The organism is Salinarimonas rosea DSM 21201 (assembly GCF_000429045.1).
Taxonomy (GTDB): Bacteria; Pseudomonadota; Alphaproteobacteria; order Rhizobiales; family Beijerinckiaceae; genus Salinarimonas; species Salinarimonas rosea.
Genome location: NZ_AUBC01000014.1, coordinates 1 through 12,130, shown reverse-complemented (window position 1 = coordinate 12,130; position 12,130 = coordinate 1). Strand labels below are relative to the sequence as shown.

The following is a 12,130-nucleotide window of genomic DNA, read 5'->3' as shown; positions in this document are numbered from 1 at the left end:
AGTACGAGGACGATGGTCGAAGCGCAGAGCCTGGAGGCCCCGATCCGGACGCAGGAGGACATGACCCTCCTCATCGTGGACGACGATCGCCCCTTCTCGACGCGTCTCGCGCGCGCCATGGAGAGCCGCGGCTACGTGGTACGGGTGGCCGAGAGCGTCGCGGACGGCATCGCCGCCGTCGACGGTGCGCCCCCCGCCTTCGCCGTGATCGACATGCGGCTCAACGACGGCAACGGCCTCGAGGTGATCACCCGCCTCAAGGAGAAGCGCCCGGAGGCGCGCGGCGTGGTCCTGACCGGCTACGGCAACATCGCCACCGCCGTCACCGCCGTGAAGCTCGGCGCCTTCGACTATCTCGCCAAGCCCGCCGATGCCGACGAGATCGACGCGGCGCTGCGCGCCGAGCCCGGCGCCCGCGCCGAGCCGCCGGAGAACCCGATGTCGGCGGACCGGGTGCGCTGGGAGCACATCCAGCGCGTCTACGAGCTGTGCGGCCGCAACGTCTCCGAGACGGCCCGGCGGCTCAACATGCACCGCCGCACGCTGCAGCGAATCCTGGCCAAGCGCGCGCCGCGGTGACGGCGCGCAGAGCGATCCTCAGGCGTCCGTCACTCCCGCGTCGTCCTGCGCCTTGAGCACGTCCGGGCGCGGCATCGAGACGATGTTGTAGCCCGAATCGACGTGGTGGATCTCGCCGGTCACCCCGCCGGACAGGTCCGACAGCAGGTAGAGCGCCGAGCCGCCGATCTCGTCGAGGGTCACCGTCCGGCGCAGGGGCGCGTTCGCCGCCTGGTGGGCGTACATGAGCCGCGCGTCGGCGATGCCGGCACCGGCGAGGGTGCGCACCGGCCCGGGCGAGAGCGCGTTGACGCGGATGCCGTCCGGCCCGAGATCGTTGGCGAGATAGCGCACCGAGGCTTCCAGCGCCGCCTTGGCGAGGCCCATGACGTTGTAGTTCGGCATCACGCGGGCCGAGCCGCCGTAGGTGAGCGTCAAGAGCGTCCCGCCCGGCCCCATCCGCTTCGCCGCGCGCTGCGCCACCTCGGTGAAGGAGAAGGCGGAGATCACCATCGTGCGCGAGAAGTTCTCCCGCGTCGTGGCGTCGATGTAGCGGCCCTTCAGCTCGGCCTTGGCCGAGAAGCCGATGGCGTGGACGACGAAGTCGAGCGTGCCGCCCCAGGCCTCGTCGAGGCGCGCGAAGGCAGCGTCGACGGTGGCGACGTCCTCGACGTCGCAGGGGATGGCGAGATCGGAGCCGACCGACTGCGCCAGCGGCGCGACGCGCCGGCCGAGCGCCTCCCCCTGGTAGGTGAAGGCGAGCTCGGCCCCGTGCGCCGCGAGGGTGCGCGCGATGCCCCAGGCGATCGAGTGGTCGTTGGCGACGCCCATGACGAGGCCCCGCTTGCCCTGCATCAGCCCGGTCATCGTGTCGGTCTCCTGGTCGCTGTTCTGGTCTTTGGAGTGGGCGCTCGGGTGCGTGGTGGCCGGTTGGGCCTTCACCCGCCGCCCCACACCCCCGCCCCTCTCCACGAGGGAGAGGAGAGAGCGTCGAGTTCGCCTCGGGCGTCTCGACTTTCCGTCCGGCGCAGAATGTGCGCGCCGCTCATGCCGGCCTCGCGGGCCTCCCCTCTCCCTCGTGGAGAGGGGCCGGGGGTGTGGGGCGTGCAGGACGATCGCGATGTCGACGGCGATCGCCCGACGCCGCGAGACGTCACGCCTCCAGCCGCTTCATCACGATCGTCGCGTTCGTGCCGCCGAAGCCGAAGGAGTTCGAGAGCACGCAGCCGAGCGAGACGCCGTCGCGGCGCTCGCGCACGATCGGCATGTCGGCGAAGGAGGGGTCGAGCTCCTCGATGTTCGCCGAGGCGCAGATGAAGTCGTTGTTCATCATCAGGAGCGAGTAGATCGCCTCCTGCACGCCGGTGGCGCCGAGCGAGTGGCCGGTGAGCGACTTCGTGGCGGCGATCGGCGGGCACTTCTCGCCCGTGCCGAAGACCTCGCGCAGCGCCTCGATCTCCTTCTCGTCGCCGACCGGCGTCGATGTGGCGTGCGGGTTGATGTAGTCGACCGGGACCTTCACGGTCGAGAGCGCCTGACGCATGCAACGCACGGCGCCCTCGCCCGAGGGGGCGACCATGTCGTAGCCGTCGGAGGTGGCGCCGTAGCCGACGATCTCGGCGTGGATCCTGGCGCCGCGCGCCTTGGCGTGCTCGTATTCCTCCAGCACCAGCACGCCCGCGCCGCCGGCGATGACGAAGCCGTCGCGGTTGACGTCGTAGGCGCGCGAGGCGACCGCCGGGCGGTCGTTGTACTTGGTCGACATCGCGCCCATGGCGTCGAACAGGTTCGACATCGTCCAGTCGAGATCCTCGCAGCCGCCGGCGAAGATCACGTCCTGCCGGCCCATGGCGATGGTCTCGTAGGCGTTGCCGATGCAATGGTTCGAGGTCGCGCAGGCGGACGAGATCGAGTAGTTCACGCCCTTGATCTTGAACCAGGTCGCGAGGGTGGCGGAGGCGGTCGAGGACATCGCCTTGGGGACCGCGAAGGGCCCGATGCGCTTGGGCCCCTTGTCCTGCGTGATCGCCGCCGCCTCGACGACGACGCGCGTCGAGGGACCGCCCGAGCCCATGATGATGCCGGTGCGCTCGTTCGAGATGTCACCCGCCTCGAGGCCCGAATCGGCGATCGCCTCGTCCATGGCGACGTGGTTCCAGCCCGTGCCGCGGGCGTGGAAGCGCATGGCGCGCCGATCGACCTTCTCCTCGGGCACGACGCGCGGGGCGCCGTGGACGCGGCAGCGGAAGTTCCGCTCGGCGTAATCCTCGGCGAAGACGATGCCCGATCGCCCCTGCCGCAGGCTCTCGAGCACCTGGGGGATGTCGTCCCCGATCGAGGAGACGATGCCCATCCCCGTGACGACGACGCGCCTCATTCGCTGATACCTCCCTGTCCGGCCCGCTCTCGCGCCGTCCCGGCGCAACGGCGGGCTCAGCCGCCCGCGGCCTCTGCCTGGAACAGGCCGACCCGCAGGTCCTTCGCCTCGTAGATGCGCCGCCCGTCCGCCTCGAGGAAGCCGTCGGCGATGCCGAGCACGAGCTTCGAGCGGAACACGCGCTTCAGGTCGACGCCGTAGACCACCTTGCTCACGCTCGGCAAGACCTGGTCGGAGAACTTCACCTCGCCGACGCCCAGCGCCCGGCCGCGACCGTGCGCGCCGAGCCAGCCGAGATGGAAGCCGCACAGCTGCCAGAGCGCGTCGACGCCCAGGCAGCCCGGCATGACGGGATCGCCCTTGAAGTGGCAGGCGAAGAACCAGAGGTCCGGCCGCACGTCGAGCTCGGCGCGCACATGGCCCTTGCCGTAGGCCCCGCCGTCCTCGCCGATGGAGGTGATGCGGTCGAACATGAGCATCGGCGGCAGCGGAAGCTGGGCGTTGCCGGGGCCGAACAGCTCGCCGCGTCCGCAGGCGAGCAGCTCCTCGTAGGAGTATTCGGGCTTTCTGGCGAGCGGCTGGCTCATGCGTGCGGCCGGTCCTCTTCTGGTCTCACGAATCCCGTCCTCGCCGCGGGGGGCCCCGCGGCTCGGGAGGGCTCTGGTAACACACGTTGCGAGCCGCGCGAAAGCGCGGATCGGTCCCGCACGCCGAGCGAGCCGGTCTCGGGCGCGCGGGCGCGCCACCTCCGATCGGCCCGGGCGGGCGGGCGCGTCCCTTCGTCCCGGCGCGGCGCTTCCGTGCTTCACCGGGTTGCGGGCGCGGTGCGCAAACCCTACAAAGGAGAGAACGAGCGCCCCGCGCGGGCGTTCCTGCCGCTCACCCGAACGAGGCGTCACGACTCCGCCATGGATCACAGCGCTCCTTCCGCGTCCCCTGCCGCCCCCTTCGCCGGTGCGCAGGCCGGGCGCCCCGGCTGCCCGCTCTCGAACCTGCGCGACAAGCTGCGCCGGGTCGGCCTGAGGCCGACGCGCCAGCGGGTTTCCCTCGGCTGGCTCTTGTTCGGCAAGGGCGACCGGCACATCACGGCGGAGATGCTCTACGACGAGGCGATGCGCGCGCGCGTCCCCGTGTCCCTCGCCACCGTCTACAACACGCTCCACCAGTTCACCGAGGCGGGCCTGCTGCGCCAGCTCGCGGTGGACGGATCGAAGGCCTACTTCGACACGAACCCGACCGAGCACCACCATTTCTTCGTCGAGGGCGAGGAGGAGCTGATGGACGTCCCGGCCGAGGGCGTGACCGTTATGGACCTGCCCGAGCCGCCGGAAGGCTTCGAGGTCGCACGCGTGGACGTCGTGGTCCGCCTGCGGCGCAAGGACGCACACCGCCGCGCGTGAGCGGCGTAGACTCGCATGTGAAGAACCCGGCGCAGCGCCGGACGCGGTGGAGGTGAACCGGGCGCGCTACGCCAAGCCGCCCGCGCGCAACTCCCTACGAGAGCGTCGTGGCGTCCGGATCGCTCTGCACATCGATGCCGCGGTCGCTGAACAGATCGACATACGGCGTATAGCGATACACGCGATTTCGTCGTTGGCCGGTGATCTCCTCCAATATTCCAGCCTCTGCAAGACGCTGCACGACCTGGTTGGCCGCGGCATACGACACGCCGAGAGTGACGCTCATCTCATTGACGGTCATGATCGGCCGCTGGAAGAGGCGCTCCAGCACGATCAGCCCGTTCGCCGCCGCACGCCCCATCTCGCGCGTCACCAGCAGCCGGTGCTTCTCCCGGAGGTCGACGATCGCCCGCGCCGTTCGCGTCGCTTCCTCGCTGACTTCGGCAACTCCTTGCAGGAAGAACTTGATCCAGCTCTCCCAGTCACCGAGGTCGCGTGTCCTCTGAAGCCGGTCGTAGTACTCCATCCTGTACCGCTTGAAATAGTGCGAGAGGTAGAGGACCGGCTGGGTGAGGACACCCTCCTGGCAGAGCAGGAAGGTGATCAGGAGGCGTCCGACACGCCCGTTTCCGTCGAGGAAGGGGTGGATGGTCTCGAACTGAGCATGAACCAATCCGATCTTTATCAAGATCGGCACGCTGTCGCGGGCGTGCATGAATCGCTCGAGGTCGCCGAGCGTCTCCATGACGGCGGATGGCGGGGGCGGCACGAAGGTGGCGTCGCGCAGCGTGCAGCCGGACGGCCCTATCCAGTTCTGAGAGCGCCGCAGCTCGCCGGGATTCTTCTCCTGGCCCCGAACACCTCCGAGCAGCTTCTCGTGAATCTCTCGAATGAGCCGGATGCTCAGGGGCAGTTCGGAGAGCCGGGCGAGGCCATGGTTCATGGCACCGACGTAGTTCAGCACCTCGCCGACGTCCTGAGGATGTTCGGGGTCGAGGACGCTCGCCTCGACCTCGAGCAGATCGTTGAGCGACGATTGCGTGCCCTCGATCTGGCTCGAGAGAACGGCCTCCTTACGCACGTACATGAAAACGAAGAGGTCGGGGTTCGGCAGCGTCTGAATCGAGCCGTCGAGCCGTCCGAGAGCACGGTCTGCCGAGGACAGCAGGGTCTGCATCTCGTCGTCGATCTCAAGGCTCGGCTTCGGAGGCAGCGGGCTCGGAACGAACGCGGAGTAGCCCGTGGGCTGCCGCACGTACCTGCCGGATCGCTGTGCCGCCAACACCATGTGACTCTCTCTTCAAGACGGCCTGTGCGCGCAGTGGGCAGCACCGCGACGTAAACCTCGGAGGTGGTCGTCCTGGGTGGCTCGCTGCGGCGCATATGTCGCTCAGCCTTTAACATGGCGTGGCTGCAGCCGCCATATGTCGCTCAGCCTATAATAAAGCGGGCTCGGCGAGGCCATATGTCGTCCAGCCTATAACAAGGCGTTCCCGCGCTGGCCATATATCGGCCAGACCACGATATGGATGTCGCGCGCCACCCGCGTGGCGCTTCGTCCGCGGCACGGCGCGCCGTCCGCACGTCTCCGGGTGGTCACCCCGCCGCCACCACCGCCTGGCACCCGAGCGGCGCTTGCGCACATGCGCATCGTCACGGGCGCGCCCGCACGCTACGGTCCCGTCGCGAACGTGACCATCGGACGAGAGTGGGGCCGTGCAGGATCTCGGGACATACGACTACGTCGTCGTCGGCGCCGGCTCGGCCGGCTGCGTCGTCGCCAACCGGCTCTCGCGCGACCCGTCGGTGCGCGTCCTGCTGCTGGAGGCCGGGGGCAAGGACGACTGGATCTGGTTCCACATCCCCGTGGGCTACCTCTTCGCCATCGGCAACCCGCGCGCCGACTGGATGCTGAAGACCGAGCCGGTGCCCGGGCTGAACGGGCGCAGCCTCGCCTATCCCCGCGGCAAGGTGATCGGCGGCTCGTCCGCCATCAACGCGATGATCTACATGCGCGGCCAGGCGCAGGACTACGACGGCTGGCGCCAGCTCGGCCTCGACGGCTGGGGCTGGGAGGACGTGCGGCCGATCTTCCGCCAGCACCAGGACCACGCGAAGCCCGACGATCATCACGGGGCGGGCGGCGAGTGGCGCGTCGACTATCCGCGGATGCGCTGGGCGCTGCTCGACGCCGTCATCGACGCCTGCGTCGCCGCCGGCATCCCGGCGACCGAGGACTTCAACCGCGGCGACAATTCCGGGGTGGGCTACTTCCAGGTGAACCAGAAGGGCGGGCGGCGCTGGTCGACCGCCCGTGGCTTCCTGAAGCCCGCCCTCTCGCGGCCGAACCTGCGGCTCGAGACGGGGGTCACGGTCGAGCGCGTGACGATCGAGGACGGGCGTGCCACCGGCGTCGTGCTCTCCCGCGGCGGCGAGACGCTCCGGGCGCGCGCCTCCGGAGAGGTGGTGCTCTGCGCCGGGGCCGTGAAGTCCCCGCAGATCCTGGAGCTCTCGGGCATCGGCGACGGGGCGCGGCTCCAGGCGCTCGGCATCGAGACGCGCCGCCACCTCCCGGGTGTCGGCGAGAACCTGCAGGACCATCTCCAGCTGCGGCCGATCTTCAAGGTGGAGGGGGTGCGGACGCTCAACGCGGACTATCGCGAGCTCTGGCGGCGCGCCTGGATGGGGATCGAGTACGCGCTCTTCCGGCGCGGGCCGCTGACCATGGCGCCCTCGCAGCTCGGCGCCTTCGCCCGGTCGGCGCCGGACTACGAGACGCCCAACCTGCAATTCCACTTCCAGCCCCTGTCGCTCGACAAGTTCGGCGACGGGCTCCATCCCTTCCCGGCCTTCACGGCGAGCGTGTGCAACCTGCGCCCGACGAGCCGCGGCTCGGTCCACGCCGCGAGCCCGGACCCGCACGCCCCTCCTGCGATCCAGCCGAACTACCTCGACACCGACGAGGATCGGAGGGTCGCGGCCGATTCGATCCGGCTCGCGAGGCGCATCGTCGCGCAGCCGCCGCTGGCGCGCTTCCGGCCGCAGGAATACCGCCCCGGGCCGGAGATCGACGGGGAGGAGGCGCTGGCGACGGCGGCGGGCGAGATCGGCACGACGATCTTCCATCCCGTCGGCACGGCGAAGATGGGGCTGGCGTCGGATCCGGCCGCCGTGCTCGACGCGCGGCTGAAGGTGCACGGCGTCGAGGGGCTGCGCGTGGTCGACGCCTCCGCCATGCCGCGGATCACGTCGGGCAACACAAACTCGCCCACCATCATGATCGCCGAGAAGGCGAGCGCGATGATCCTCGAGGCGCGCCGCGGCTGAGGCCGTGGGGCGTCAGAACTTCACGCCGGCGGCGCCGCGCAGCGTGTTCAGCGAGACCTCGGCCCCGCCCACGTCGGGGAAGAAGGCGTACTGCCACTCGCCGCGCAGGAAGATGTTCTCGGTCAGCGCGACGTCGACGCCGGCACCGCCGGCGAGGCCGATCGCGGTGCCGCTGCTCGGCGCGGTCTCGTTCCAGAAGAACGGCCCGCGGCTGGGCAGCGTCGGATGGTTCGTCTCGGAATAGGCGAGATCGGTGCGACGGGTCCGCTCGTACTGGGCGAGCGCCACGCCGCCGGTGATGAACGGCAGGAAGTCGCCGATGGTATAGCCGGCGCGAGCGCGGACGGTGAACACGTTGTCGAGCTCGAGGTCGAAGGTGCCGCTCGCGACGGCCGTCCCGAGGAAGCCGTTGCTCAGCTGCTGCGAGCGCCCGAGCGTGTCGCTGCCGGAGACCCGCTGCTTGCCGCGCGCGAAGTCCAGCTCGATGCCGAGAACGGCTTCCGAGAACTGGAAATTGTATCCTGCGAAGGCTCCGTACACCGCCTCCTTCGAGTCGCCCACCACCGGCTGGATGAAGTTCGAGACCCGCATCTCGTTCTCCATCACGGTGCCGCGCAGGTGCCGTGCGATCGGCTCCGCGAAGACGCCCGTCGCGTCGGTGTTCATCTGCCCGTACCCGGCGGTGAGGCCGAAATAGCCGCCCTGCCACGTGGTCACCGGCGTGACGCCGAAGCCCTGCGAGCCACGCAGGGGGCCGAGGTCGACGGCGCCGGCGACGCCCGGGAGCATGGTGACGGCGGCGGCGAAGGCGACCGCGATGGACGTACGCATGGCGAGGATTCCCCTTCGGAAGCCCTGTGGCGAGTGTATCTCTCGACGACGATAGTCTTCCGGTAACGTTAACGCTTGGTTGCCGATCGCCTCTCAGAACGAGCGCGAGATCGGGTCCGCGAAGGCCGCCGGCGCGGGCTCCGCGAAGCTCCAGCGCAGGCCGATGCGGGCCTCGTGCGCGGAGAGCGCGTCGGCCTCGATCCGCGTGCCGGCGACGACGCCCGTCGCCGCCTCGCCGAGACGAACGTAGCGGTAGTTCAGGTCGACGCTCAGGCTGCGCCCCGCGTCGACCGAGACGCCGGCGGTGAGCGCGTAGGCGAAGCTCCCGGTGGTCTCGTGCGCCCGCTCGAGCCCCGCGAGGGGCACGCCGCCGGCGGTGCAGGGCGCGGGGCAGCCGGAGACGGCGAGCCCGTCGAGGGTGTTCCAGGCGTAGCCGACGCCCGCGCCGACATAGGGCGTGAAGCCATGCCAGGTGCCGAGGTCGAGATAGGCGTTCGCCAGCAGCGTCGTCGAGGAGAAGCTCGAGGTCCCGCGCGCCCCGGCGACCGGCGTGCCCGAGAAAATCTCGGCGTCGAGCCCGTCGCGGTGATCCGCGGTGACGTCGAAGCGCAGCCAGGAGTTCAGCTTGTAGCCCGCCCCGAGCCCGAAGCCGACGCCGCCGTCGACCGTCGCGCCCGGGAAGGCCGCGACGCCCCCGGTCCCGGCGGTGACGTCCGGGTCCCGGATCGTGGCGTGGAGGATGTCGCCGCGCAGGTACCAGCCGGAGCCGACCGGCGCCGCGGGCGCCGGCGCGATCTCCGGAAGAGGCGGCAGGTCCCCCATGCCCGCGTCTGCGATGTCCGCGGCGTGGGCCGGCGCGAGCACCGCGACGGCCACCGCACCCGCGAGAACGGCGACCGCGACGTGGCCTCGGCGGAGGAGCGAAGACGCGGACGTGAGCCGGCCGGACATGGGCGGACCTCCCTCTGGATCAGAAGCTGCGGCTGAGCGGGGCGGGGTGCACCCGCGCCGGGGCCTGCAGGTTCCAGCGCATGCCGAGCTTCAGGTCGTGCGAGCGGATGGCGTCGATCTCCCACTCGTCGCGCACGGTGCTGACGCCGTCGAAGCGATAGGTCTCGCCGGTGCCGCCGTCGCCCATGGCGAGATAGCGGTAGCCGAGCTCGAGCGAGAGGTTCGGCGAGACCTCGTAGCCCAGGCCGGCGTAGAGCGCCCAGGCGAAGTTCGTCCGCGACTCCTTGTCGGCGTAGACGACGCTGTTGCTGAAGCCGGAGACGTTGCTCGGGAAGATCGTGCCGATGTCGCGGAAGTTGTCGATCGTCACGTGGGCGAAGCCGATGCCGGCGCCGACGAAGGGCGTGATGCCGTACCAGCTGCCGAGATCGAGGTAGCCGTTGACGAGGCCGACCCACTCGGACTTGTCGAAGTAGAGCTCGTTCGTCTGGTTGAAGCCGTTGGCGCCGATCCAGCGCACGCGGTCGAGCCCGCGATAGTTCGCGCGACCGCGGTACTCGCCGGTGACGTCGGCGCGGAACCAGGAATTGAAGCGATAGCCGACGCCGGCGCCCACGAACCCGGCCGAGGAGAAGTCGGACTGCAGCGTCTCGACCGCCGCCGCGGGCTGGGCCGCGTCGAGCAGCGGGTTCTTCGGGTCGTCGGAGCGCTGGCTCGACAGGCCGATGTCGCCGCGCAGGTACCAGCCGCCGGCGAAGCTCTCGACGGCGACGGGGACGGGTGCGGGCGGAAGGGTCGGCAGGTCGGCGGCGCTGGCGCTCGTCGCGATGACGCCGCCGACGGCGGCGAGGGCGGCCACGAGGGCCGGCTCGAGGCGAATCATGGCGTGGTGTCCCCGTTCTCGTCGCGGCGGGCGAACGCCCGCGGCTCTCACGGAGGGGACGATTGCAGAATTTCCTTAAGCACAGCTTAACCTTAAGCGTTAGGGTTAAGCCTCCGTGACCGGCCGCCAGCTGCGTCAGGCCGCCGCGCGGGTCACCGCGAGCGCGATCTCGTCGACCACCTCGAGCACGAGGGCGCGGTCGTCGCCCTCGGCCATGACGCGAATCACCGGCTCCGTGCCCGACGGGCGGATCACGAGGCGCCCGGCGTCGCCGAGCCGCGAGCGCGCCGCCTCGATGGCGGAGGCGACGGCGACGTCCTCCAGCGGGCGCCCGCCGGCGTAGCGCACGTTCTTGAGGATCTGCGGCAGCGGCTCGAAGCAGTGGCAGACCTCGGAGACCGGCCGCTCGGAGCGCTTGACCACCGCGAGCAGCTGCAGCGCGGCGATGAGGCCGTCCCCCGTCGTCGCGTAGTCGGAGAGGATGACGTGGCCCGACTGCTCGCCGCCGAGATTGTAGCCGCCCTCGCGCATGCGCTCGAGCACGTAGCGATCGCCCACCGACGTGCGCTCGAGGGCGAGCCCCAGGCTGTCGAGGTAACGCTCGAGGCCGAGGTTCGACATGACGGTGGCGACGATGCCGGGGCGCGCGAGGCGCCCGTCCTCGTGCCAGCTGCGCGCGATCGCCGCCATCAGCTGGTCGCCGTCGACGACGCGGCCCTTCTCGTCGACGACGATCACCCGGTCCGCGTCGCCGTCGAGCGCGATGCCGACGTCGGCGCGCAGCTCGCGCACCTTGCCGACGAGCGCCTCGGGCGCGGTGGAGCCGACGTCGCGGTTGATGTTGAAGCCGTTGGGCTCGACGCCGATGGCGATGACCTCGGCGCCCAGCTCCCAGAGCGCCTCGGGCGCGACGCGGTAGGCGGCGCCGTTGGCGCAATCGAGCACGATGCGCAGGCCCTCGAGGTCGAGGAGACGCGGCAGCGTGCGCTTGGCGAACTCGATGTAGCGGGCGTGCACGCCCTCGACGCGCTTGGCGCGCCCGAGCCCCGCGGAGGGCGCGAGCCGGCGCGTCAGGTCGCCGTCGATCAGCGCCTCGATCTCCCGCTCGACGCCGTCGGAGAGCTTGTAGCCGTCCGGGCCGAACAGCTTGATGCCGTTGTCCTCGAACGGGTTGTGCGAGGCGGAGATCATCACGCCGAGATCCGCGCGCATGGAGCGCGTGAGCATGGCCACCGCCGGCGTCGGCATCGGGCCGAGCAGCAGCGTGTCCATCCCCACCGACGTGAAGCCGGCGACGAGCGCGTTCTCGATCATGTAGCCGGACAGCCGCGTGTCCTTGCCGATGACGACGCGGTGGCGGTGGTCGCCGCGGCGGAAGGCGAGGCCGGCCGCCTGCCCGACCCGCAGGGCGAGCTCGGGCGTGATCGTGAGGTTGGCGCGGCCGCGGATGCCGTCGGTTCCGAAATGCTTGCGCAAGAGTCGTGCTCCGGTCGTGCCCCGGGGTCGGTCGGGCGGCGGCGCGGACCGACCGGGGTGGTCCAGAACACCCGCGCCGGGCGCGCCGTCAAGCGCAGGCTGCCACGGCAGGCCTTCACATTCGGTAAGCGATTGTAACGCGAGAGGCTTCCGGGCGGGGGGCCACGGAGGACGGCGGGCGCGATCCCCCGCGATCCCTCTCGCGATCCCTCTCGCGATCCCCCTCGTGCCCCCCCTGTGTAGGGCCGGACAGAAGTGAGACGGAGGGGACTTGAACGGGATCGGGGATCCCGGAAGCTTGGGTTTGCGACAACACGAGCTTCAGGA

Annotated in this window: 11 protein-coding genes; 3 read left to right on the top strand and 8 right to left on the bottom strand. The window is 70.5% G+C overall.

Features of this window, described 5'->3' with window-relative positions; genetic code table 11:
* Positions 1 to 12: 12 nt before the first annotated feature.
* Positions 13 to 579, top strand: a complete 567-nt coding sequence (locus G407_RS0111880) for an ActR/PrrA/RegA family redox response regulator transcription factor (RefSeq protein WP_029030977.1) — start codon at positions 13 to 15, stop codon at positions 577 to 579.
* An 18-nt stretch (positions 580 to 597) separates the two neighbouring features.
* On the opposite strand, the gene fabI is transcribed toward G407_RS0111880, so the two are convergent.
* The 3 genes from fabI to fabA all read right to left on the bottom strand — a co-directional run bounded on the left by fabI (position 598) and on the right by fabA (position 3,522).
* Positions 598 to 1,425 (bottom strand): enoyl-ACP reductase FabI, encoded by an 828-nt coding sequence (gene fabI, locus G407_RS0111875; protein ID WP_029030976.1) that lies wholly within the window; start codon positions 1,423 to 1,425, stop codon positions 598 to 600.
* Between the two features lie 286 nt (positions 1,426 to 1,711).
* Positions 1,712 to 2,935 carry a beta-ketoacyl-ACP synthase I gene (fabB, locus tag G407_RS0111870; protein ID WP_029030975.1) on the bottom strand — a complete coding sequence of 408 codons (1,224 nt, stop codon included), beginning with the start codon at positions 2,933 to 2,935 and terminating at the stop codon, positions 1,712 to 1,714.
* Between the two features lie 56 nt (positions 2,936 to 2,991).
* Complete coding sequence (gene fabA / locus G407_RS0111865; protein WP_029030974.1) at positions 2,992 to 3,522, bottom strand: 3-hydroxyacyl-[acyl-carrier-protein] dehydratase FabA; 531 nt, start codon at positions 3,520 to 3,522, stop codon at positions 2,992 to 2,994.
* Positions 3,523 to 3,843: 321 nt separating this feature from the next.
* Between fabA and irr the strand changes: the two genes are divergently transcribed.
* Positions 3,844 to 4,335: a Fur family transcriptional regulator Irr gene (irr, locus tag G407_RS0111860; RefSeq protein ID WP_029030973.1), complete on the top strand. Its 492-nt coding sequence runs from the start codon at positions 3,844 to 3,846 to the stop codon at positions 4,333 to 4,335.
* Between the two features lie 94 nt (positions 4,336 to 4,429).
* Here irr and G407_RS0111855 read toward each other — a convergent pair whose 3' ends face one another.
* Positions 4,430 to 5,623: a Fic family protein gene (locus G407_RS0111855; protein ID WP_029030972.1), complete on the bottom strand. Its 1,194-nt coding sequence runs from the start codon at positions 5,621 to 5,623 to the stop codon at positions 4,430 to 4,432.
* Between the two features lie 428 nt (positions 5,624 to 6,051).
* On the opposite strand from G407_RS0111855, the gene G407_RS0111850 reads away from it, so the two are divergent.
* Positions 6,052 to 7,662, top strand: coding sequence for a GMC family oxidoreductase (locus G407_RS0111850; protein ID WP_029030971.1), 1,611 nt, complete (start codon positions 6,052 to 6,054; stop codon positions 7,660 to 7,662).
* Between the two features lie 12 nt (positions 7,663 to 7,674).
* On the opposite strand, the gene G407_RS0111845 is transcribed toward G407_RS0111850, so the two are convergent.
* The 4 genes from G407_RS0111845 to glmM all read right to left on the bottom strand — a co-directional run bounded on the left by G407_RS0111845 (position 7,675) and on the right by glmM (position 11,803).
* The gene (locus G407_RS0111845) at positions 7,675 to 8,493 is read right to left on the bottom strand and encodes an outer membrane protein (protein WP_029030970.1); all 819 of its coding nucleotides are present in this window, start codon (positions 8,491 to 8,493) and stop codon (positions 7,675 to 7,677) included.
* 93 nt (positions 8,494 to 8,586) lie between these two features.
* Positions 8,587 to 9,444, bottom strand: coding sequence for an outer membrane protein (locus tag G407_RS27295; RefSeq protein ID WP_052341280.1), 858 nt, complete (start codon positions 9,442 to 9,444; stop codon positions 8,587 to 8,589).
* A 19-nt stretch (positions 9,445 to 9,463) separates the two neighbouring features.
* Positions 9,464 to 10,327, bottom strand: a complete 864-nt coding sequence (locus tag G407_RS0111835) for an outer membrane protein (RefSeq protein WP_043539637.1) — start codon at positions 10,325 to 10,327, stop codon at positions 9,464 to 9,466.
* A 135-nt stretch (positions 10,328 to 10,462) separates the two neighbouring features.
* Entirely contained in the window at positions 10,463 to 11,803 is a 1,341-nt protein-coding gene (gene glmM, locus G407_RS0111830; RefSeq protein ID WP_029030968.1) for a phosphoglucosamine mutase, read from the bottom strand.
* Positions 11,804 to 12,130: the final 327 nt, after the last annotated feature.